The 21,349-nt window shown below is 45.0% G+C and carries 21 protein-coding genes, 2 pseudogenes and 1 riboswitch; of the genes and pseudogenes, 6 read left to right on the top strand and 17 right to left on the bottom strand.

Annotated elements, in window-relative coordinates:
- The first annotated feature begins 275 nt into the window (after window positions 1-275).
- On the top strand, window positions 276-875 hold the full coding sequence (locus RBH91_RS03045; protein WP_076761265.1) for a rhomboid family intramembrane serine protease: 600 nt from the start codon (window positions 276-278) through the stop codon (window positions 873-875).
- Here RBH91_RS03045 and RBH91_RS03040 read toward each other — a convergent pair.
- The 6 genes from RBH91_RS03040 to RBH91_RS03015 all read right to left on the bottom strand — a co-directional run bounded on the left by RBH91_RS03040 (window position 872) and on the right by RBH91_RS03015 (window position 8,193).
- Window positions 872-2,356, bottom strand: a complete 1,485-nt coding sequence (locus RBH91_RS03040; protein WP_307893444.1) for a PH domain-containing protein — start codon at window positions 2,354-2,356, stop codon at window positions 872-874. The two genes, RBH91_RS03045 and RBH91_RS03040, sit on opposite strands and share 4 nt — an antisense overlap.
- Window positions 2,346-2,825, bottom strand: a complete 480-nt coding sequence (locus RBH91_RS03035; protein WP_148958882.1) for a PH domain-containing protein — start codon at window positions 2,823-2,825, stop codon at window positions 2,346-2,348. The genes RBH91_RS03040 and RBH91_RS03035 overlap by 11 nt, the downstream gene beginning before the upstream one ends.
- 111 nt (window positions 2,826-2,936) lie before the next feature.
- Window positions 2,937-4,406, bottom strand: a complete 1,470-nt coding sequence (cshA, locus tag RBH91_RS03030; RefSeq protein ID WP_148958881.1) for a degradosome RNA helicase CshA — start codon at window positions 4,404-4,406, stop codon at window positions 2,937-2,939.
- A gap of 411 nt (window positions 4,407-4,817) precedes the next feature.
- Entirely contained in the window at window positions 4,818-5,531 is a 714-nt protein-coding gene (locus RBH91_RS03025; RefSeq protein WP_307893442.1) for an alpha/beta hydrolase, read from the bottom strand.
- Window positions 5,532-5,590: 59 nt separating this feature from the next.
- Window positions 5,591-6,961: a UDP-N-acetylmuramoyl-tripeptide--D-alanyl-D-alanine ligase gene (locus RBH91_RS03020; protein ID WP_307893441.1), complete on the bottom strand. Its 1,371-nt coding sequence runs from the start codon at window positions 6,959-6,961 to the stop codon at window positions 5,591-5,593.
- Between the two features lie 146 nt (window positions 6,962-7,107).
- On the bottom strand, window positions 7,108-8,193 hold the full coding sequence (locus RBH91_RS03015) for a D-alanine--D-alanine ligase (protein ID WP_307893439.1): 1,086 nt from the start codon (window positions 8,191-8,193) through the stop codon (window positions 7,108-7,110).
- Window positions 8,194-8,351: 158 nt separating this feature from the next.
- On the opposite strand from RBH91_RS03015, the gene RBH91_RS03010 reads away from it, so the two are divergent.
- From RBH91_RS03010 to fbpB, 3 genes are all read left to right on the top strand, one after another.
- Complete coding sequence (locus tag RBH91_RS03010; protein WP_076761258.1) at window positions 8,352-8,672, top strand: thioredoxin family protein; 321 nt, start codon at window positions 8,352-8,354, stop codon at window positions 8,670-8,672.
- Between the two features lie 452 nt (window positions 8,673-9,124).
- Window positions 9,125-9,286, top strand: a complete 162-nt coding sequence (locus RBH91_RS03005) for a Fur-regulated basic protein FbpA (RefSeq protein ID WP_076761256.1) — start codon at window positions 9,125-9,127, stop codon at window positions 9,284-9,286.
- Window positions 9,286-9,441 (top strand): Fur-regulated basic protein FbpB, encoded by a 156-nt coding sequence (gene fbpB, locus RBH91_RS03000; protein WP_076761255.1) that lies wholly within the window; start codon window positions 9,286-9,288, stop codon window positions 9,439-9,441. The genes RBH91_RS03005 and fbpB overlap by 1 nt, the downstream gene beginning before the upstream one ends.
- Window positions 9,442-9,484: 43 nt before the next feature.
- Here fbpB and RBH91_RS02995 read toward each other — a convergent pair whose 3' ends face one another.
- The 9 genes and pseudogenes from RBH91_RS02995 to RBH91_RS02955 form a co-directional block, all read right to left on the bottom strand.
- The gene (locus RBH91_RS02995; RefSeq protein ID WP_076761254.1) at window positions 9,485-10,633 is read right to left on the bottom strand and encodes an acyl-CoA dehydrogenase family protein; all 1,149 of its coding nucleotides are present in this window, start codon (window positions 10,631-10,633) and stop codon (window positions 9,485-9,487) included.
- Between the two features lie 130 nt (window positions 10,634-10,763).
- Window positions 10,764-11,102, bottom strand: a complete 339-nt coding sequence (locus RBH91_RS02990; RefSeq protein ID WP_076761253.1) for a hypothetical protein — start codon at window positions 11,100-11,102, stop codon at window positions 10,764-10,766.
- Between the two features lie 123 nt (window positions 11,103-11,225).
- A complete protein-coding gene (locus RBH91_RS02985) occupies window positions 11,226-11,993 on the bottom strand; it encodes an ABC transporter permease (RefSeq protein WP_307893436.1) in 768 nt (255 codons plus the stop codon).
- The gene (locus tag RBH91_RS02980; RefSeq protein WP_307893435.1) at window positions 11,986-12,912 is read right to left on the bottom strand and encodes an ABC transporter ATP-binding protein; all 927 of its coding nucleotides are present in this window, start codon (window positions 12,910-12,912) and stop codon (window positions 11,986-11,988) included. The genes RBH91_RS02985 and RBH91_RS02980 overlap by 8 nt, the downstream gene beginning before the upstream one ends.
- Before the next feature lie 70 nt (window positions 12,913-12,982).
- Window positions 12,983-14,227, bottom strand: coding sequence for a dicarboxylate/amino acid:cation symporter (locus RBH91_RS02975; RefSeq protein ID WP_307893433.1), 1,245 nt, complete (start codon window positions 14,225-14,227; stop codon window positions 12,983-12,985).
- Window positions 14,228-14,300: 73 nt separating this feature from the next.
- Window positions 14,301-14,442, bottom strand: a riboswitch (cyclic di-AMP (ydaO/yuaA leader).
- Between the two features lie 71 nt (window positions 14,443-14,513).
- Complete coding sequence (locus RBH91_RS02970; protein ID WP_307893432.1) at window positions 14,514-15,554, bottom strand: AI-2E family transporter; 1,041 nt, start codon at window positions 15,552-15,554, stop codon at window positions 14,514-14,516.
- Between the two features lie 224 nt (window positions 15,555-15,778).
- The gene (gsiB, locus tag RBH91_RS02965; protein WP_307893431.1) at window positions 15,779-16,159 is read right to left on the bottom strand and encodes a glucose starvation-inducible protein GsiB; all 381 of its coding nucleotides are present in this window, start codon (window positions 16,157-16,159) and stop codon (window positions 15,779-15,781) included.
- 111 nt (window positions 16,160-16,270) lie between these two features.
- Window positions 16,271-16,618: pseudogene (locus RBH91_RS02960) on the bottom strand (YdbC family protein); the annotation flags it as partial.
- Between the two features lie 21 nt (window positions 16,619-16,639).
- Window positions 16,640-16,957: pseudogene (locus RBH91_RS02955) on the bottom strand (cupin domain-containing protein); the annotation flags it as partial.
- Window positions 16,958-16,960: 3 nt separating this feature from the next.
- On the opposite strand from RBH91_RS02955, the gene RBH91_RS02950 reads away from it, so the two are divergent.
- Complete coding sequence (locus tag RBH91_RS02950; protein WP_307893429.1) at window positions 16,961-18,397, top strand: Na+/H+ antiporter NhaC family protein; 1,437 nt, start codon at window positions 16,961-16,963, stop codon at window positions 18,395-18,397.
- Between the two features lie 42 nt (window positions 18,398-18,439).
- Here RBH91_RS02950 and RBH91_RS02945 read toward each other — a convergent pair whose 3' ends face one another.
- Window positions 18,440-19,288, bottom strand: coding sequence for an EcsC family protein (locus tag RBH91_RS02945; RefSeq protein WP_307893428.1), 849 nt, complete (start codon window positions 19,286-19,288; stop codon window positions 18,440-18,442).
- A gap of 121 nt (window positions 19,289-19,409) precedes the next feature.
- On the opposite strand from RBH91_RS02945, the gene RBH91_RS02940 reads away from it, so the two are divergent.
- The gene (locus tag RBH91_RS02940; protein ID WP_307893426.1) at window positions 19,410-19,856 is read left to right on the top strand and encodes a DUF2188 domain-containing protein; all 447 of its coding nucleotides are present in this window, start codon (window positions 19,410-19,412) and stop codon (window positions 19,854-19,856) included.
- A 241-nt stretch (window positions 19,857-20,097) separates the two neighbouring features.
- Here the strand turns inward: RBH91_RS02940 and RBH91_RS02935 are convergent, their stop codons facing one another.
- Entirely contained in the window at window positions 20,098-21,297 is a 1,200-nt protein-coding gene (locus RBH91_RS02935; RefSeq protein WP_307893424.1) for a macrolide family glycosyltransferase, read from the bottom strand.
- Between the last annotated feature and the right edge of the window lie 52 nt (window positions 21,298-21,349).

The raw sequence follows: 21,349 nt of genomic DNA, 5'->3' as shown, positions 1-21,349 counted from the left end.
CATTGATGTAAAAAGGAAGAAACCGCTTGTTCGACTTTAACGGTACGCTTTTGGAATAGGGGCCGGCTAGATCGGCATGCGTACCATAAAAGCCTGCAACGACTTGTCTCCCTTATTGCACTACCCAATATATGAGAGTGGGGGAGACAATATGCAGACTAGCATGACAACCTTTCAATTCATTTTATCGGCGTACTATTTATCAAAGCATGGTCATAAACGTGTTACTATATCAATATGTACGAGATCATTGTAAAGGGGCTTAGAGCTAAAGCATGTTTATCAGAACAGAAAATTTTCAGACGTTTATCAGACTTTATCCGGTTACGACCGCTATATTGGCCCTGCAGCTTGCCATTTGGATTGTTTTTTTAATCCCCCTTCCTTCTGTGCAAATGTGGTCTGATTTAATGATCGGGTTTAACTGGGGAATTGCAAATGGAGAATGGTGGCGGTTTGCCACACCGATTTTGATTCATGGAGGGTTTTCTCATCTGCTCTTCAACTCGATGTCGCTGTTTTTATTTGCGCCTGGACTGGAGCGGATGCTGGGGAAGATGCGGTTTATGATCATCTATTTCGGAGCGGGCGTGATCGGCAATATCGGCACATACTTCATAGAGCCGCTGGAGTATATGCATGTCGGGGCTTCCGGGGCGATATTCGGGTTGTTCGGCGTTTATTTATATATCGTTCTGTTTCGCAAAGAGCTGATGGGGAGCGCCAATTCACAAATCATCGTAACGATTCTCGCCATTTCGGTTTTGATGACTTTTATCAATCATAATATTAATATCATGGCGCACATTTTCGGCCTTTTGGGCGGACTGGCGCTTGCTCCGCTGTTTTTAAGCAAAAAGAGTGACGGTTATTAACCGTTCACTCTTTTTTCATAGGAGTACCAATTAAAAATGTCTTCTGAATCCTTCTCGTCTGCATCCGCTACGGAGAACTTCTCCATCAACATCGATGATTTTGTTGATGTGTGGATGGAGACAAGCTTCTTTCTGCGCTGGAAAAAAGAGCGGCTGACCTCAAAAACCTGCATGCGTTTGTGCTGGATGACAGCGGTTGTCCTGCCGATGAGGCGGGATGACATGATCAGTTTGCTGCCGCTGATTTTCCACCCCGCATCACGATATGCCAAATATCCGAAGATCCAGTAAAAAGGAATCAATATGATGGACAAATACCCCCAAGGCGGAAAGAAAATGCTGAGCGGGATCACCGCCAGGACAGGCCATGATGAGCGCAGCATGTACCGGCCCAATGCGCGCTTCGGCAAGCGGTTCAGCCCTTCTTCAGGAGCATAATCAGGTATCAACTCGCCGAGGCGTTTTTTGATCAGCTTTCTGCTGATGATCGGGAACAAGACGGTCGATTTGTCTTCTTCCATCGCGCTTCCCCCGGCGCTGACGATCGTGATGGTTGCAAAGCCGAACGGCTGCCTGATCAGACTTTCTTTTATTTTAATCGCCTGGATTCGCTGGAGCGGAATGGTGACTTGATGTTTTTCAATCAGTCCCCGGGAAATGATGATTTCTTTTTGTTTGCGGACAATGGTAAAGTTCGCATACTTCAACAGCATGCCGATGATGCTGAGCAGCCATGCGATGAATAGGGCGGCAAAGGCAACCAATGCAATCACCGCTGCTCCGGCGCTGTTCAAAAAGGAAAATCGATCATACAGCCAATCCAAATTGAACACTTCGTCTATTTGAGTAATAAAGGCGAAAATCCCTGAAATAATGACCCCTATGCCGCTTGATGTTGAAGCAGCGATCAAGAGCTCCTGTCCGCTCATTTTATATGTCGTCTCAGGTGCCGGCGGCGCTTCTTCCGTTTTCACGACAGCATTTTTTTGAGGCTCTGCATTGTCAGCTGCAATATCGGCCATTTCTTTCTTTCGCTCAAAGAGCGCCTTCTGGATATTTTCAGCTTCGGCCTGTGTAACGGCGACAAGGGAAACTTCCGCTTCTTTGCCGTCTCCGGCCGTTTCGACCTGAAGTTTGACAAGCTTAAAGATTTGCTGGATGATCCCTGCGCTTGTGTTGATCGTTTGAATCCGTTCGATCGGAATGTACCTCTTTTTCTTTGTGATCAGGCCTTCCTCGATCCGCAGTTCATCCTCCTCAATCCGATAGGTGAATTTTCTCCACTTTATGATACTGCTTGCAATCAAAAAAACGAAAAACAGCACGACCGCAGAAATCGCTATTATGTTGATCACATGATTATGATTTAAAAAAAAGGCCACGCCAAACGGGATGATAAAATTTTTGACGGTTTCAACAAGCCCCGTAAAAAAGTTGAGAATCATGGCTGCCGGGTGCATGCGTTTCGGTTCAGACATCATCTTCAGTCACCCTTGCCAAACGGGATATGAAATCTCTGAGCTGATCCGCTTCTTCCAGATCAAGAGCGGGAATTGAATGGGTTGTCGCGGCAGTTGAAATTTGAACGGATGCAAGGTTGTATTTTCTGAGCAGAGGCCCCTGTGATGTATCAACATGCTGAACCCTGACCATCGGGACGATCACACGCGTCACTACAAAGATTCCGTGCTGAATATCAATTTCATGCTCATGCACTTCATAGCGCCAGATCTTGTGACGGAGGTTCGGGATGATCAATATAATAAAAATTGAAATGACCAGCCATACGGCGGCTGCCAAAATTCCAATCCACAAAGGCCATTTAAAGATCACGCCAAGCACAACCAGACCTGCGGCAATCAGGAATAAAACAAATGATGTGATGATTGCGCTGATTCTCCACACTTTTACGCCATCACGGCTGATTTGATTTTTCGGCTCGCTTCTCAAAACTCGATTCCCCCAATCTTATATTTTATGTACGAACTTCATGCCCAATTTGTTTCACTAAATTGTCAGCTTTTAAAAAAGGCGAATCCGTTAAAAGGATCCGCCTTCTGATTATGAATTATATGATTTTTTTTGGCGTCTGTCATTTGATGAACGCTTTTTATCATAGGATGAACGGTTGTTCTTTCCTTTTCCTCTATAACCGCCGCCGTCTCTGCGTTTTGATGAACGGTGGTGATGGTTTTTGTTTCGCTTCGATCTGAGCGGCGCCTCTTCTGTTAAGCGTACAGGCGTGTTATCCGGCTCTTTTGTCATCATTTTAATCGCTGCTGCAACGACTGTCACAGAGTCATGGTCTTCCAGAAGTTCTGCCGCAGCAGTCATATAGAAGTTCAGGTTGTTTTCAGAGATAATGGTGCGGATGCGGTCAACCGTCACCTGCTGCTGGCCTTCAATGGCTTCATCAATAGTCGGTTCTTTCATCCGATCCATTTTACGTTTTGTCGTTTGCTCGATGGCACGCAGCATATCCTTTTCACGCGGCGTGATAAACGTCATCGCCATTCCGGTTTTACCCGCGCGACCCGTTCTTCCGATGCGGTGGACATAGCTTTCAGGATCTTGAGGGACATCAAAGTTATAGACGTGGGTTACGCCTGAAATATCCAAACCGCGGGCAGCAACGTCTGTCGCAACCAGCACTTCAATTGCGCCTTGCTTAAACTTACGAAGCGCAACCATCCGCTTTGCCTGTGTTAAATCTCCGTGAATTCCTTCGGCTGTGTAGCCGCGCAAGTTCAGCGCCTCAGTCAGCTCATCGACGCGGCGTTTTGTACGTCCGAATACAATCGCCAATTCAGGAGACTGGATGTCAAGCAGACGTGTCAATGTATCGAACTTTTTCCGTTCCTGCACTTCCAAGTAGAACTGCTGAATGTTGGAAACCGTCATTTCCTTCGCTTTTACCTTAACGTGTTCAGGGTCGTTCATGAAGCGTTCGGCAATCCGTTTAATCGGTGCAGGCATCGTTGCAGAAAACAGCAATGTCTGGTGTTCTGCCGGCACATTGGAAAGAATGGATTCGATATCTTCGATGAATCCCATGTTCAGCATTTCATCCGCTTCATCAAGCACAACGGTATTCACGGTTTGAAGACGCATTGTGCGGCGGTTGATATGGTCAATCAGACGGCCCGGAGTACCAACAATAATGTGAGGATTTTTCTTGAGCGCGCGAATTTGGCGGCCGATATCCTGGCCTCCGTAAATTGGAAGAACTCGAGCGCGTTTATCCTGTCCAATTTTATATAGCTCTTCAGATACTTGAATGGCCAATTCACGAGTAGGTGCGATAACAATGGCTTGAATGTTAGGAGACTCGGGGTTGATTTTCTCAACAAGAGGAATGCCAAATGCAGCTGTTTTTCCTGTTCCCGTTTGCGCTTGTCCAATCACATCTTTATTTGCAAGTCCGAGCGGTATCGTTTGCGCCTGAATCGGTGTTGCTTCTTCAAATCCCATACGATTGATCGCTTTTGTGAGATCAGAACTTAATTGAAAATCTTGAAACGTTATAGTCAATGTATTCAAACTCCTTCTGCTTACTGTTTCAGTAATGTCGTGTTTCATCAATAAAAACTGCCCTTTTTATAAAGGACAGGTTCATACTTTATACAAAGCCCGAATTACTTTACATGTTATATTACCATTCCGTTATATGTTTTTCAACAAGACGAGAATAAGGGATGTGCTCTGTGCGGCGGTTTTTTCAGCTGTTCCTTCAGGGCGAGATCAAGGCCTGTTATGAAGGCTTGCCTCCTATGTAGCCCGAGAAACAGAACTGTTGGTAAAAGTCGGCAGCCCCTTTAGAGGCATCGTTTTTTCTACACCTTTTTAACATTGTAACACAGGCTTTAGAGGGTTTCGACAGTACATATTTATTTTTTTCAAAGCTTCATCCCGCACACTTATTTTTTGCCGATTGCCGATGAATTATTTATTTTTTATTGAATCAATCGGAATTTTTTTCAGAAATGCTTCCACGGTTTGAAAAAGAAATGCAGGATTTTCTTCAAGGCAGACATGATGCTTAGAATTTGGCAAAAGACAAAGTTTTTTTTCCTCGGAAGGAATCGTCTCATATAGGTAATGAGCGCTCGATAATGGGACGATTGAATCGCATTCCCCCTGAACGATGAGCACAGGGATGTCGAGGTTTTTCAAAGCCGGTTTTGTTGCTTTCACAAGCTTGCGAAACTGCAGCGCTGAAGAAACCGGTGTGCTTGTCAGCTTTTGCTTGTATCTTTTGTAAAGCAGATTGTCCTCCAGCCTGCCTTGGAATGAATCTTTGATGACATTTTTCAAATCCTGAATCAGCTGTCCGGGGCTGATATATTGGGCAGCCGCACTCAAAAGAACGAGCCGGCTGACAGGATACTTTCCCGCTAAATAGGCGGCAATCATTCCTCCCATTGAAAAGCCGATTAAACATACGGTATCACATGTTTTAAGAAGACGGATGAGCTCCACTTCAGCACAGGCAATCCACTCCTGAAAAAAGACGCCTTTCAAAACCGGCATGTCTCCGTGTCCCGGAAGTGTGATCATTTCGACATGCCAGCCGGCCGTTTGTTTGAGGTGGTCAGCCAGCGGCTCTACTTCATACGGAGCTCCGGTAAAACCATGAATGCATAAACATCCTATCATGACTTATCACCCGTTTCTTTTACTGTTTATCATATAAAAAAAACGACTTTATGATTCCTTTACAACTCTTTTACCGCTTCCTCAAGTCTCATTCCCCTTGATGCTTTCACAAGGACTAAATCTCCGGCAGTCGCTTTTTCTTTCAGCGCGTTTTTGAGACTGTCTTTGTCTTCCTTGCTGAAATGCATGACGCGATGCTCCGGAAAATGTTTACGTGCCCCTTTTGCAATATATGCACCGAGGTCGCCGTATGCAAATACAAGGTCGACGGAATCCGGATGAATCGATTGCCCGATTTCTTCGTGAAACGCTTTTTCCCCTTCGCCAAGTTCAAGCATGTCGCCAAGAACCAGCATTTTTTTCCCGTAGCCCTTCATTTGCTCCACAAGCTCAATCGCCGCTTTCATGGATGTCGGGCTTGCGTTGTAGGCATCGTTAATGACCGCAATGCCGGCTCGGGTTTTCATCAGTTCAAGTCTCATTCCCGTTACTTTCAGCTTTGTAAGCCCTTCGGCGATGTGTGTGCGGCTTATATTCAAAAGATCTCCCGCTGCAATTGCCGCCAGAGCATTTTTCACATTATGCTTGCCGAGCACAGGGATAAAGAAACTGTTGTCGATCCCTCTGACGCGAAAAGCAGTCCCTTCTTCTGTCTGGCTCATATCCTCTAGCTGATAGTCCAAAGCCGGGTCTTCGCCGAACGTTTTTGTTTGATAAGAAGGCTGCTCCAGCTTTTCGGACAGAAGCGGCTCATCCCCGACATAAATCAGTGTACCTTCTTTGGAAAGACCGTTGACGATTTCCAGCTTTGCTTGGGCAATCCCTTCTCTTGAACCGAGTTCAAGCAGATGCGATTCGCCGATATTCGTGATGACAGCAATATCGGGACGCCCCAAACGGGTGAGAAAATCGATTTCTCCTTTGGCGCTCATCCCCATCTCAAGCACGGCGACTTCTGTATCTTCCGGCATCGCGAGAATGGTAAGAGGCAAACCGATGTGATTATTATAGTTCCCTTCCGTTTTATGCACTTTGTATTCGGTTTCTAAAACGGAATGAATCATATCTTTCGTCGTCGTCTTCCCATTTGAACCGGTTACACCGACTACTTTTATATCAAGCTGATGACGGTATGCTTTCGCAAGCTTCTGCAGCGCTTCCAGCGTATCATCCACGATAATGACCGCGCTTCCTTCCGGCGGATTCGGTTCGTTTCGATTCCAGAGCACAGCCGCAACGCCTTTGCGAAAAGCCTGTTCTGCAAAAGCATGGCCGTTGAACCGTTCTCCTGCAAGCGGAATAAACAATTGATCCTTTTCCAGTTTTCTTGAATCTGTTGAAACGCCCTTCACCAGCCGTTCGCCAAAAGATTCATCGGCAAGGAAGCCTTCCGCCATATCAGCAATTTCTTTTACCGTTCTTTTTATCATGTTTGTCCCTCTCTTTCTCCAGCAAGGAAAAGAGACACTATCACAAAAAAGATAGTGTCTTAAGATATCAAAGCGAACGGCGCGTCCCGCACCTTTCGAAAACCATGCCGGATGTAGTCAGGGGCTGCCGGGTGTCCGGCCGCCCGTTAAAAAGTATGTTTAATCTGCTGTTTTTCTTCGTGGCGCTCGATTGCCAAAGCGACGAGCTTTTCGATCAATTCAGCATACTCAACTCCTGATTGCTTCCACAGAAGCGGGAACATGCTGAACGGCGTAAATCCGGGCATTGTGTTGACCTCATTGATCAGCACCCTGCCTTCGTTTGTCAGGAAAAAGTCAGCTCTGACAAGGCCTGAGCCGTCAATCGCCTGAAAAGCTTTGACCGCCATACTGCACATTGTTTCGTATTCATCTTCCGCTAAGGAAGCCGGAATGATCAAATCGGTGTCACCGTCTTCATATTTTGCTTTATAGTCATAGAAATCTTTCTTCGGAGCAATTTCGCCTGCGACTGAACAGATCGGTTCATCATTCCCCAAAACGCCGATTTCTATTTCGCGGCCGATGACGCCTTCCTCTACGACGATTTTCCGGTCATATTGGAATGCAAGTTCAAAAGCCTCATCAAGCTCGGCGCGGTTTCGGCATTTGCTGATGCCGACGCTTGACCCGAGGTTTGCCGGTTTAACAAAGCACGGATAGCCAAGCTCCTCTTCAACTTGATGATAGCTTTCTTCTTTTGCTGTGTTCCAGTTTCTTTTCACAAAAGAAACGTATTTCGCCTGATCAAGACCTGCTTGTGCAAACAGATGCTTCATGACCACTTTATCCATTCCTGCTGACGAAGCCAATACCCCATTTCCAACGTAAGGAACATTTAAAAGCTCCAGCATGCCCTGAATCGTGCCGTCTTCTCCGTTCGGCCCGTGCAAAAGCGGAAAAACAACATCGATTGCTTTTTCTTGCGAATTTGACTCGCCTGGGAACATGTCGCGGTTTAAGGCTGCAGGAGAAAACGTCTCTCCCGTCTGCTCAAATTGAAGCATTTTAACGTTTGAAACTGGCTCTGACAGCTGCGGCCCTCGCACCCATTCGCCTTTTTCTGTTATATAAATCGGATGTATATCAAATTTTTCAGTATCTAATGCTTTCGTGACGGCTAGCGCAGTTTGCAGGGAAACGTTATGCTCCGCTGATTTCCCGCCGTATACCAATCCTAATTTTGTCTTCAATTCGTACTCCCCCCACTGGATTCATCTTTACTATCTTATCACTTTCCCAGGAAAATGATCTAATTATTTTAGATACATTGAGCAGTATAGAAAAAAGCATTTGTATGTAAATCCTTTTCATTTTATATTAAAATGGCATTGAAAAGGAGAGGTGCCAATTGAAAAAAATCACAACAGAAGCACAATTTAATGAATTGATTCAATCCGATAAAGAGATCATTGTTAAGTTTTACGCTGACTGGTGCCCTGACTGCACCCGCATGAATATGTTCATCGGCGACATTCTTGACGCATATCAGGACAATGAGTGGTATGAACTGAACAAAGATGATCTTCCGGAGCTTGCCGACAAATATCAAGTCATGGGCATTCCAAGCCTATTAATTTTCAAAAATGGCGAAAAAACAGGGCATCTTCACAGCGCAAATGCCAAAACGCCTGAAGAAGTAAACGAATTTTTGTCCGAACATATAAGCTAATTCGTATCAAGTCGGATTTTTGTGTCTTTTTCTTTGGACATGGGGCAGCCATGTCCATTTTCTTATCTCTTTAAAAGACGGGGCAGCGGTCAAAATTGTTTCAGCTGAATATGTTTTATGCTTCCGATTCAAAAATTTTTAACAGTATAGCAAAGATTCGACATAAAGTATTTCCCGGGAAACGTGTTGATGTCGAAATTTCGCAAAAAGTTCTTGATTCGTTTTTTATAATCAGGTAGAATGATTTTTGTTCCTATTTTGCAATTATTTTTTCTAGTTGTGAAGCCCATGTCGGCTTCTTTTTTTTGTCTTTCAATTGGATAATAATTCATATTTTGTTTTCTTCTTCAATATTCTTTAAGGGATATCCCTTTACATGATGTGGTTTTGTTTTGTATAATGATAAATGATAATGATTATCAATATCAATTATGAGTATGAGGTGAATATCAATGGCCCCTCAATTAAAAGAAGCGGTGGAAATTAGAAGAAAACGATTAATACAGCGGTTAATTCAGCTGGGTATATACAAAAAAGCAGAACGCCATCTTTATGAATTGACTTTAAGCGAACTTGAAAGCGAATACCGATCATTAAAGAAAGGCGGACAATAATGTCAAAACGAAAGATTAAAACCTACCATCAGCTTGTCGAAGAATATAAGAAAGAAATCATCCGCAGCCCTAAAGAAATGGATATGATCTATGCGAAAATGGACCGCAGACATGAAAACAGTCTGCTCTCCGTCTCTAAAGAAAAACGACTATAAAAAGAAGCCGGACGTTTTTGTCCGGCTTCTTTTGGCGTAGATCCTATTCGCTGAATGCCAATCCTGCAAGCTTGCTGATTGTCGCATCATCCATCGGCGGGTTGTGGAGTCCCGCCCGGACGTCGCGGTAGTATCTCTGCAGCGGGTTTGTTCTGGCCAGGCTTTTCGCTCCGACGACTCTCATCGCTTTGTCTACGACAGCAACAGCTGTATTTGTGACCGTATGCTTAACGGCTCCAAGCTCTCCTGTTAAAAGGCCGCGGCGTTTTGGATCATCATAAAGCTCTGCGACATGATACAAAAAATGACGGGCTTTCATCAGCTCAAGATCCATTTCACCGATATGCCGCTGAACCGCGGGCACTTCTTTAATCGGCCCTTTCAAACTGTTGGGCGTATAGTCATTTGCAAATCGGACGGCATCATCTCTCGCTGCTTGCGCGATCCCAAGATAAACGGCCGGAATGTGCAAAAGCCAGCCATTGATTTTATCCGTTCTTTTTTTCATTTGCAGCTCAACGAGCATGGAATCGTTCAGGCGGACATCAGTCAGAACTAGATCATGGCTCCCAGTGCCTCTCATCGCGATCATATCCCATGTTTCTTCGATTGCCAGTCCTTCCGTGTCCTTATGAATTAAAAAAACGCCGATCGTTTGTTTTTCTTCAACCCATGCGGTGACAAGAAAATAATCTAGCACGGGAGACATTGTCGTAAAGGTTTTTCTCCCATTGACTACCCAGCCGTCCCCTTCTCTGACGGCATTCGTACCAGGGCGGCCGCCTCTCGTCGGGCTGCCTGTCTGCGCTTCGCTGGCTGCTCTGTTGATAAGCGCACCGTTTAACGCTTCTTCAGAAATCAAAGTAAACACATCATTGTCCCAGCTGTTTCCTTCTGCCAATTCCCCCATCACACTCAAGTGCCAGCCGATGCTGAGAGCCGTGGGTCCGTCGCCTTTCGCCAGCCTTTCCTGAAAGAGCAGCATGTCATAAAGCGAAATGCCTTCTCCTCCGTAGTCTTTGCCGACAGTCAGCGCTGTATAGCCTGAATCACGCAGCTTTTGAACATGTTCTTCAGGAAACAAAGCATGTTCATCATAATAGGCTGACGTTTTCGCAAACTCATCTGCAAGATTCCCAATTTTGCTTAGCCATTCCTGCTGTTTTTCATTTTTTACAAATACTGAGCACACACCGGCACCCTCCTGACATAATTCCGATAAGTTTAATAAGTATTATAGTTTTATAAAAGCGAATGTGCAACCAATAACCATGATCATGCAAAAAAGCACGCACTCGGGGAGTGCGCACTTTTCTTTTGATTTAAACGGTTTGACCGTCCCTGCCGTCCACCTTCATACCGAGGTAGATCAGCATGTATGTTAAATAGCCCATCGTGACCGCAAGACCGCCGAAGAAAAAGTCGGAAAAAAGCGGTTCTTCATATGCGGCAATGCCGGCCAGCACGATCCAGCTTGCATACAGATAACCCATAAAAAGGCGGACGCCGTTTTTTAATTGATATAACATAAACAAACCTGCAAGCGAAAACATTCCAAGTGCAAGTCTAAAATAAACGAGATGATCGAAATGAAATGCAAAAGATGCGAATGAAAATGACAACAGCAAAATCATCGGCATAGCCGTAATAAATTTTCTCATAGATGTCTCATCCCCCATTCCCTTATCGTTCAAATTATAAGGGAAAAAGGGATTATGAATTGGTAAATGCGACATTTTTCACAAAAGTGTCATTCCTTTCGTCACACTTTTGACAAATATCTTTTATACCCTCATATCTCGTTTACAGAAGCTCCACCAAGCCGCACCGAGAAAAAATACGAAATGGATGAAGATGATAAACAGTGAAAATAAAGGCGTCATTCCCGCAAACAGCGGCTTTGTCTGTCCAGCGTATTGGGTTAAATCGGTGTTGGCAAACAGCAAAAATTTCCCAAGCGGGTTTTCCAAGTACGACATGATCGTAACAAGCATTTTCGCTCCATACAGTACGACAATCGAAACCATGATGCTGAGCGCACTGCTTCTAAACAATGCCGAGCATAAAAAGGCAAACGAAACCATCAAAAAAACTTCAAGCCACTGTGAGCCGATTAGCTGGAGCGTATTTAAAAATAACGGCTCCGCTTTTTCGTCAAGCTTCACACCGAAAAAGAGCAGGCCGAACAGCAAAGAAAATCCGTAGTAGATGAAAAAAAGCCAAATGCTTGCGAGCACGCTCGTCAAAAACTTTGAAACTAAAATTTTCTCCCTGCTGACAGGGCGGATCAGCAAAAATTTGATCGTCTTTTTATCATATTCAAACGATATGATGGAGGCTGCCACCACAATCGAAAGTCCCTGCAAGAGAATATTGAGGTTTGGCGCAAACGAAAAATAGCCGATAAAATGATCATCGGCGCCGGCTCCCATCAGGATCCTCTTCGTCACCAAAGCAAGCAGAAATTGCAGGATAACAATCAGAGCCAGCGATACAAATGTTACTCTTCGCTTAAGCAGTTTGACATGCTCGTTTTGAATCAGTCTAAACATCAGAATTCCTCTCTTCCGTCCCATTCGTCAACACCATATATTCATCCTCAAGAGAATGTTTAAACGGCGATATCGAATAGACGTCGATATCGTTTGCGACAAGCTGTTGGTTTAAAGCCGGTATTTGCGCTTTCGCGACTTTGACGGCCAGCATTCCTTTTTCTGCATATGCTTCATATCCATGCTCTGACAGCCACTGAAGCGCCTTTTCCTGAGGCTGCACTTCCAAAAGCGCCTTTTCCCGTTTTTCGTCTCTATCATTCAGGATGACTTCCGATTTGATCTTTCCTTTTTGAAGAATGACGACGCGGTCACACAAGTCTTCCACTTCCTTCAGCAAGTGGGTGGCAAAAAGGATCGCCGTCCCTTCCTCTTTGGCCAGTTCCCGCAAATGATCACGGAAATCTTTCATTCCCGCCGGATCCAATCCATTCGTCGGTTCGTCCAAAATCAGCAGCTTGGGCCGGTGAAGAATCGCCTGAGCAATTCCGAGACGCTGCTTCATTCCGAGCGAATATGTTTTCACTTTATCATGAATCGCCGCTTCCAGACCGACTCTTATGACCACTTTTTTTAATCTTTCAATTGTAATATCGTGATGCATATTGGCGTAATGTTTCAGATTTTCATAGCCTGTCAAATACGGGTAAAATTCAGGATTTTCGACGATCGCTCCGACCGCTTGAATCGCTTGTTCAAATTGGCGGTCAATCGGGAAACCGTTTATGGCAATCGACCCGCCGCTCATTTGGATTAAACCGGTGATCAATTTGATGAGCGTTGTTTTTCCCGAACCGTTCGGACCGAGCAGGCCGATGATTTCGCCTTCCTCCGCCGTCAAATGAATATCGTGCAGTATCCTCCGGCCGTCCATGTTTTTATCTACGTTTTCTATATGTAAAACAGGATGTTTCGCCATGATTTCCTCCTCAATCCAAAAAAATAAACAGCGCCTGAAACAGGCACTGTTTGATTATAGCATTTTTGCTTTACATGGACACTTCTGTATGAGGGGCTTCGATTTTGCCGTGTTTTTTCTCTGTCTCGGTGACAATGACGGCACATGCCGCATCCCCTGTTGTGTTGACAGCCGTCCGGATCATGTCCAAGAGTCGGTCAATTCCCAATATTAGCGCAATTCCTTCAACAGGTAGACCAACCGTCTGAAGAACCATTGCCAGAAGGATCAATCCAACGCCGGGAACCCCCGCTGTTCCGATGCTGGCAAGCACTGCTGTCAGTACGACTGTTATCAGCTGGGTAAATGACAGGTCAACATTGTAAACCTGGGCGATAAACACTGTCGCAACCCCTTGCATGATCGCCGTTCCGTCCATATTGATCGTAGCTCCGAGCGGCTGAACAAAGCTGCTGATCGGCTCAGGTACTTTCAGCTTTCTTTGAGCGACGTCCATCGAAACCGGCAATGTCGCATTACTGCTTGACGTACTGAACGCAACAACCATCACTTCTGAAAAATCTTTAAAGAATGTTAAAGGATTTCGTTTTGCAATCAGAGCCACTGTCGAGCCGTACGTAACGACCGCATGGATGAAAAGAGCAAGAATAACGACAATCATATAAAGTCCCATCGCTTTGATGGCATCCCAGCCTTGACTTCCGATTGCGCCTGCGATCAAGCCGAACGTTCCATATGGCGCGAACTTCATGACAAAGTTGACGAGGTACATCATTAAATCGTTCCCCTGTTCAACCACTTTCAGAAGGGCATCCGCTTTTTTCCCAAGCATTGTAATCCCGAGGCCGACTAAGATGGAGAAGGCGATGATTTGCAGCATATTTCCTTCAGCCATCGCTTGAACCGGGTTTGTCGGAATGATATTCAAAAGCGTTTCAGCAACGTTTGGCGCTTTCTCCGCAGAGTATTCGGCAGCGCTTGTATCATAGGTCCCAATTTTCCCCGGCTTTATGACCAGTGCCAAAATAAGTCCGATAGTAATAGCGACCGCAGTCGTTGTCAAAAAGTAAGAAATCGTCTTCGCACCGATTCTGCCAAGCTTCTTCGGATCTCCAAGTCCCGCTACCCCTAAAGTGAGAGAGAAGAAAACAATCGGTACAACAAGCATTTTAATCAGATTTAAAAAGATCGTGCCGAGCGGTCCGAATAAAAATGTATTTAGCTTGTTAAATACGTCCGGTGAAGTGACATTTAAAATAATACCGACAGCTGCACCGAGCAATAAGCCAATGATAATCTTTGTAGCTAACTTCATATTGATGCCTCCCCTTTCTAAAAAAAGCCCATGAGAGATCTCCCACGGGCTTTTACCATTCAATTTGGTTCCACATGACTCTCTTCACGTTGATGAGGTTAGCTGACGGGTTCGGACGAAGAGATGTCCGTCTTTCTGTCCGTTATAGAACAGAAAAATTCACCCCAAATGATCGGGTCCCCCACTCCTACAAAAGGATTAAACGTGTGGCGCTATATAATTATATAACAGTTATACCTGAAAATTCGAAATATGTAAACCACCTTTTTTGATTTACAAATATATGCTATTTATCAATGCCGGCCGTTCGGTTTTCTTCTCGATTTGTCACATCCAGTATATCCAATAAGAAAACAAATATTGGAATCCCGATGATTAGTCCCCAAATCCCTATAAAATGTTCAGAGAAAATCAACACGATAAACGTGAAGAAAATCGGCAGCTCCGTCTTTGCGGACATCAATTTCGGATTCAGGAAATAGGTTTCGATCGCATGAACAATCATGATGACCAGGACCAAAGAAACAATATAAGCGATCCCGCCGATGCTGTACGCAATGATGCTCAGCGGAATGAGGGAAATGACAACACCGGCGACCGGAACCAATCCAAGGAAAAACACCATCACCGCCAGGCCGAAAAGCTGAGGAAAACCCATGATTCCGAGAGCGATTGTCGTTAAGGCGCAATTGATAGAGGCAATGATGAACTGAGCTTCGAGCACCTTGCCGAACGTTCTCGTGAATTTTTTGCCAAAGTACGCAATTTCTTCATAGAAAACGGCGACCTTGCTCGTTTTAAATTTATTCATCAAGCTCATAACTTTATCTTTTTCAATCAGGAAAAACATGCTGAGAATTAATGACAGGATCACTTGCAAGCCAAATGCGCTGATATCCGTAACATATGTATAGATAAAGTTAAGCCCTTTTTCCAAATATGATGTCAGGTTGAAATCGCCGAATACATCGGTGATCATATCAAGAAAAGGAATACTGTCAGGGTGAGAAGCGATATATTTTCCTTGTTTAATAATCTGCTGTATTTGCGTGATGATCACGGGATAATACATCACTCCGCCAATCGAAAGCCCGATGGCAAGAGCCGCGTATAAACAGGATATAATCAGTCTCTGGCTGACCTTAATAAAACGGTTTAAAAAGCTTCTGATCACATTTTCCAAACGGTTCATTAAAAAGGTGAAAATAAATGTAAGCAAAATGAGATTCATCATGCTTCGGAATAGATATAAAACCCCCGCCAAAACTACAAAAACAAAAAAACGCCTGACCCCAGGGTGCTGAAAAAATTTAAACAACGCTGCCATTCGAGTACACTCCCACCAGTACTTTAGTCCTTAACTTTTTAGCATATTCAAAGTCACATCATTACAATTAGAGTACCTTCTGTAAATTATATAACAAAACACCGCGGAAATCTCATTTCAAGATCAATAATTAATAATAATTTAATATAGACAAATCCAGGTTAGCGGGCGGTTAAAGCATAAAAAAAGAGAGGGGCTGCTGTAAAGCCCCTCTCTCCTGCTGATTAACCGCTTCTTCTTTGGCGTCCGCCTTTTTCGCCGATCTCCCGATAAAACTCCTTATCATGATTTTGACTCGTTTTTTCCCCGCCTTTTTGACCGATCTCTTGGTAGAATTCTTTATCATGAGTTTGGCTTGTCTTTTCTCCGCCTTTTTCACCGATTTCTTGATAGAATTCTTTGTCATGAGTTTGGCTTGTCTTTTCTCCGCCTTTTTCGCCGATTTCTTGGTAGAATTCCTTATCATGGTTTTGGCTTGTTGCTTCCCCGCCTTTATGGCCGATTTCTTGGTAGAACTCTTTATCATGGTTTTGGCTTGTTTTCTCCCCGCCTTTTCTACCTGCTTCTTCACGGCTCATTTTGTTATTTTCGTTATTGTTTGCCATTTTTAACTCCTCCTTTTGAAGTGTTATGGTTTTTACATTCCACATCTGAAAAAGAGTAAACAAAAATAGCACATTCACGAAAGTCGCGGAGAACATCAGTGGACAGCCCGCTTAGCCTCTCACCCCGTTTACCGTCCATTCCGGTTCAAGGACAAGCCCCAGCGCGCGCTTCTCAAGGGTGCGGCTTATATCGATCGGATTCTCGATAAGCTCAATATTGCTTGATTCAAACGTTCCTTTCTGACTCGTTCTTTCATATATCAGATCGTGCTCTCTCTCCATAAATTGCAAATAATCGCGTTTTGTCTTCCAAAGCGCCATAATCACAGCTTCCGGACCGTTCTCGGACTCCCGCCATCCTCCCCATTGCCTGATGAGCCCATTGATGTTTTGAAGCGGTCGCCATTTGGCCTGGGCTTCACTAAACGGCCGTTTGTTTTGTCCGGCCGGCTTGCACTGAATCAGCTTCAGCACATGGCCTTCTGCAAATATCACGGTTTCCGCGCTTGTTTTTTCCATACAAAGGTTAACCGTCCTCACATTCGCGCGCGTCCGGTGAATCGCGCCTCTCGGAATGAGCAGTGAATCGTTCGGTTTCACCGCTTCCGTGCCACGATCCTTAAAGTCGATCAATAGCTCCCCCTCCAAAACAATAAACAGCTCATCTGAATCAGGGTGAAAGTGCCACACATAATCGCCTTGCAAGACTGCGATCCGCATGCAGTGATCATTCACCTCTGAGACGATGAAATTGGCGTGTTTCTCCTTGATGTCCTTTGTCAGATCGGAAAAGTTCATTTTATGTCCAGGTTTCAAGTTGATCAGCTTCCCCTCTTTTTGTTTGTTTTTCTCCCGAACTTATTTTACCATTTGACTTTTGACCGTTCGCCTTTTAAAGTGTTGGATATTGATGAAAAAACGGTTTTAACGATAGAAGAGGTGTACAGCATGGAAAAACAAAACGGAAAAGCTTCCGGGCTTTTGCCGCTATTTTTATTTGTTTGTTTATTCGTCGGATCAGGACTTATAACGGGCGACTTTTACAGCCTTCCAATTGTAGTCGCGGCCTTGGCTGCATCCGTTGTTTCGCTCGCCATGAACCGAAAGGAACCGCTTAGCCGGAAGACGGAATGGTTTGCAAAAGGCGCGGGACATCCTGATATTATGATCATGGTGATGATCTTTATTTTGGCGGGGGCGTTTTCTTCTGCTGCAAAAGCAATGGGGGCTGTAGATTCGACCGTGAATCTGGCTCTATCATTCGTACCGGAGCAGTTTATGGTCGCCGGTTTATTTATCATTGCCGCTTTCATCTCCATTTCGATGGGAACTTCGACCGGAACGATTGCGGCACTCGTTCCGATCAGTGCAGGGATCAGCGCCGAAATAGGCGTTCCCGCGGCGTTCTCGGTAGCTGCCGTTGTCGGCGGCGCCATGTTCGGAGATAACTTGTCTTTTATTTCTGATACGACGATTGCCGCTGTCCGCACTCAGAAAACGAAAATGTCGGACAAATTTAAAACGAATTTCCTGATCGTGCTGCCCGCCGCAATCGTAACGATCATTCTGCTGATGATTTTCTCGTCGGGAGGACAACTTGAATCCCAGGAAGGGACATACAGCTGGATAAAAGTGCTGCCATATCTCGGCGTCTTGATTTTTGCGCTTCTCGGTTTTAATGTGATGGCCGTCATCCTTGGCGGAATCGTTTTAGCCGGTGTGATCGGAATTTTCGACGGCAGCCTGACCCTCCACTCTTATTTAACGGCGATCACAGAAGGGATTGGCGGGATGTCTGAGCTGATCATCCTGTCTCTTCTGATCGGCGGAATGGCGGAAATGATGAAGCGGAACGGCGGAATCACCTTCCTGCTCGAATTCGTTTCCCGGCGGATCCGCACAAAAAAAGGAGCGGAAGCCGGAATTGCGGGGCTCGTCAGCGCAGCCAATCTGGCTACGGCCAATAATACAATTGCTATCATCACAGCCGGACCTCTCGCCAAGGATCTATCCGACCAATACGGAATCGACAATCGGAAATCGGCAAGTATCCTTGATATCTTTTCATGCGTCATTCAAGGACTGATCCCCTACGGAGCACAAATGTTGTCAGCGGCGCAAATTGCGAAGATATCGCCGATCAGCATTCTTCCTTATTCTTTCTATCCGGTTTTGATCGGCATCTGCGGGATTTTTGCGATTGTCTTCGCGCTCCCGCGTTTTACAGAAAAATCTTAGCGGCATAAAGGGATGCATGGTCAAACCGGCATCCCTTTTCATTTACTCTTGATCTGTGTTTTCCCGGGGACATTCCTCATTTTCTTTCTCAATCTCTGCAAGCTTCTCAAGGATTCTCCGCTTTTTATACATCATCATCCCTGTTTCAGCCACTCCGTTCATCATCGAACGATTCGAGATCGCACCAAAGAGAATGCCTGCTATGGGCACCATTTGAAATAGTTTTTTCCAGCCGAAGGAATCACGGTATGTATAAACGACTTCCCGCCAGCCTTGAATTTGCGAGACCATATTATTGCGGGTGCCGGGGCTTTGGTGATAGTGGCTGAGTTCTTCTATAATCGCTCTCTTTCCGACAATGTCAGCCGAACTGAGCTGCAGGCACTTGATGATGAACATCCGTTCCGTTTTCTCTTGCGGGTTGTAGCCATAAGATACCGCGATATCCTGCAAGGTTTTTAAAGAAAGGCCGAGGATTGCGGGAATATCGACTGCGAGTGTAAAAATGCCGCCTACCCCCGTTGTCGCCCCTTGTACGGCCGCGGTGTTTGCTCTGTTTTTCCCAAGATCTTCACAGATTTGATCCATAACCGCTAAAGGAGCTTTTTGGATATCTTCAATCGTTTGAATCGTTTCATTCGGAAGCTTTTTCTGATACTTGCGAATCAGATGTTTTTCAGAAGTCAGATATTGCCCGCCGTTTTGAATAAAGCCGCCGATTTCATCCAGCAGCAGGCCGATTTTGTCTTGAATAAATGCAGGCGTCAGCTTGTCCAGCACTTTGAACGGAAGCCTTCCGATTCTTTCCCAAAACCATGCTTTCTGCTGTTCTTTTTCCCATTTTTCAATGATTTTCAACTGTTCTTCTAAATCTGTCTGCACGTTGCGCACGGAGAGTCCGTCCTCCTTATTGTTTTGTTATAGTATACAATGTTTCACCTCAGAATTCCGGTTTTTTCATTCGCTTGAAACGGGTAAATAAAAACCATACCTAAAAAGGGGGAATCAAGCGATGCCTTGGTCAATGGAAGACTATCCCGCTTCACTCAAAAATGTAGACAAACCGGTTAAAAAGAAAGCTATTGAAATTGCAAACGCGATGATGGATGAAGGCTATGAGGAAAACCGCGCCATTCCGATTGCAACGAGCAAGGCAAAGGAATGGGCCGAAAACAGAAGCAAAAGTGAACTCAAGGCTTACTCAGAAGAAGCAGATGAGACAGAGCGCGATGATGACAGCTCAAATTCGCGTCCAGCTCTGGCGGAAACGTGTGAACACGTCATCAAGCATGAAAAAGGATGGGCGGTGAAAGCCGAAGATGCCAAGCGGGCCAGCGATGTGAAGGAGACAAAACGAGAGGCGGTTGAACGGGCGAAAGAAATCGCCCGAAATAAAGGGACCGCCGTTATCGTCCACAAAAAGGACGGCAGTGTTCAGAAAAAGATACGGATGGACTAAAGTGTGACCCGAAACCTTTGCAGTCTAGGAAGGGCGAGCATCGGGCTTTTACAGGACGTGATAACGACGGTGTTCGGACAGGACATCCGCGCACTTAGATGTGATGACGGCGGCGTTCAGGCAGGACGCCTGAGCGATTAGCCGCCGTTCCTTTCTTGAATGTGAGCACCGACTTCAGTATACCTGACAACGAATGCGAGGGTTTGTCGACACGCTGTGACGCTCCTGATGGGGAGCGTCTTTAGTTTTTATGCACAAGTTCAAAAACAGCATCTGCAGCTTTTTGGTAGCCGCCGGCGTTGCGAAGCGATTTGCCGATTTTGGCAGCACCGTTTGCATAAGAGCGGTTTTCGATGATTTCTTTTATTTTTGTTCGCAGAATAGATGAGGAAAGCTCTGTTTTGTCCAGCATCATTCCTGCGCCTACCTGTTCTACCCTGCTGGCGACGAAGAACTGATCACCACCCATCGGGATGACGAGCAGCGGCGTGTCAAAGTAAAGCCCCTCATTTGTACTATTCATCCCACCGTGTGTGACAAATAAATCGGCTTTTTTCAAAAGCTCCAATTGCGGAATATAAGACCTGACAATAAAGTGATCCGGTATTTGATCGAGCTCATTTGGATTCGTATTTTTGCCAATTGACAACACCACTTTTCCGTCGAAGTCTTTCAAGGCTTCAATGCACATGTTATAAATGTCTTTTTGCTGATTAAAGATCGTCCCCATTGAGATGACGATGACGGTTTCACCCTCCAGCTCTTCGAATGGGAAGCCTTCCGGATCTTGGCGGTTTGTGATAGACGGCCCGACAAACAGATAATCCTCATCAAATCGTTCGGCATAAGGCTGAAATTCTCTCGATGTGAAGACTATTGTTATATCTCCGCGGCATGAAAACACATCGAACGGCTGACGAAGGCTGATAGGATACTGGTCATTTAATTCGCAGAGAGACTGCTTGAATTTTTCAAAGTAAGGCGAACGTTCAAGATCGTTTTGAGGATTTTGTGTAAATGAGCTGACAAACCCTTCATCCATTGCAAATGTCGTACATAATGAAATGCTCGGCAGCTCCAGCATTTCAGCAATGATTTTCCCAGCCAGAAAATGATGATCGAAAATCACATAGTCATAAGATTCGTCCTTCACTTCCTGATAGATGATCTGAACGATCTCGTCCGCTTTTTTGGCCATGTTGTAGCCTATTTCGGCAAAGTCCATTTCCTTTTCATCTGTTACGTTTTTCCCCAATGACAAAAAATCTCTGAAATCGGGATATAAACGAACTTCAGCCCCTGTTTTTTTAATTTTTTCTGCGTATTCTTCGACCGCATAATATACAACCTTTTCTCCTCGTCTCTGAAGCTCTTTTGTCACACCAAGCGAAGGGTTGATGTGACCTTCCCCGGGAAAATTGATCATCAGTACGTTTCCCATCACGGCTCTTCCTTTCTCATATGAAAATTTTATATAAGGAATTTACTACAAA

Origin of the sequence: Bacillus swezeyi, from assembly GCF_030908325.1 — a bacterium.
GTDB classification, from domain to species: domain Bacteria; phylum Bacillota; class Bacilli; order Bacillales; family Bacillaceae; genus Bacillus; species Bacillus swezeyi.
This window is presented reverse-complemented; position numbering and strand designations above follow the sequence as displayed.

Bases quoted from the DNA above. Each gene is read 5' to 3' on its own strand.
- RBH91_RS02935 (WP_307893424.1), bottom strand. From the start codon at position 21,297: ATGGGAAACGTACTGATGATCAATTTTCCCGGGGAAGGTCACATCAAC.
- gsiB (WP_307893431.1), bottom strand. From the start codon at position 16,159: ATGGCAAACAATAACGAAAATAACAAAATGAGCCGTGAAGAAGCAGGT.
- RBH91_RS02975 (WP_307893433.1), bottom strand. From the start codon at position 14,227: ATGAAGTTAGCTACAAAGATTATCATTGGCTTATTGCTCGGTGCAGCT.
- RBH91_RS02950 (WP_307893429.1), top strand. From the start codon at position 16,961: ATGTCCAGGTTTCAAGTTGATCAGCTTCCCCTCTTTTTGTTTGTTTTT.
- RBH91_RS03045 (WP_076761265.1), top strand. From the start codon at position 276: ATGTTTATCAGAACAGAAAATTTTCAGACGTTTATCAGACTTTATCCG.
- RBH91_RS02940 (WP_307893426.1), top strand. From the start codon at position 19,410: ATGCCTTGGTCAATGGAAGACTATCCCGCTTCACTCAAAAATGTAGAC.
- RBH91_RS02985 (WP_307893436.1), bottom strand. From the start codon at position 11,993: ATGTTTAGACTGATTCAAAACGAGCATGTCAAACTGCTTAAGCGAAGA.
- RBH91_RS03020 (WP_307893441.1), bottom strand. From the start codon at position 6,961: ATGATAAAAAGAACGGTAAAAGAAATTGCTGATATGGCGGAAGGCTTC.
- RBH91_RS03040 (WP_307893444.1), bottom strand. From the start codon at position 2,356: ATGATGTCTGAACCGAAACGCATGCACCCGGCAGCCATGATTCTCAAC.
- RBH91_RS02990 (WP_076761253.1), bottom strand. From the start codon at position 11,102: ATGAGAAAATTTATTACGGCTATGCCGATGATTTTGCTGTTGTCATTT.
- fbpB (WP_076761255.1), top strand. From the start codon at position 9,286: ATGTCAAAACGAAAGATTAAAACCTACCATCAGCTTGTCGAAGAATAT.
- RBH91_RS02980 (WP_307893435.1), bottom strand. From the start codon at position 12,912: ATGGCGAAACATCCTGTTTTACATATAGAAAACGTAGATAAAAACATG.
- RBH91_RS03025 (WP_307893442.1), bottom strand. From the start codon at position 5,531: ATGATAGGATGTTTATGCATTCATGGTTTTACCGGAGCTCCGTATGAA.
- RBH91_RS02970 (WP_307893432.1), bottom strand. From the start codon at position 15,554: ATGGCAGCGTTGTTTAAATTTTTTCAGCACCCTGGGGTCAGGCGTTTT.
- RBH91_RS03005 (WP_076761256.1), top strand. From the start codon at position 9,125: ATGGCCCCTCAATTAAAAGAAGCGGTGGAAATTAGAAGAAAACGATTA.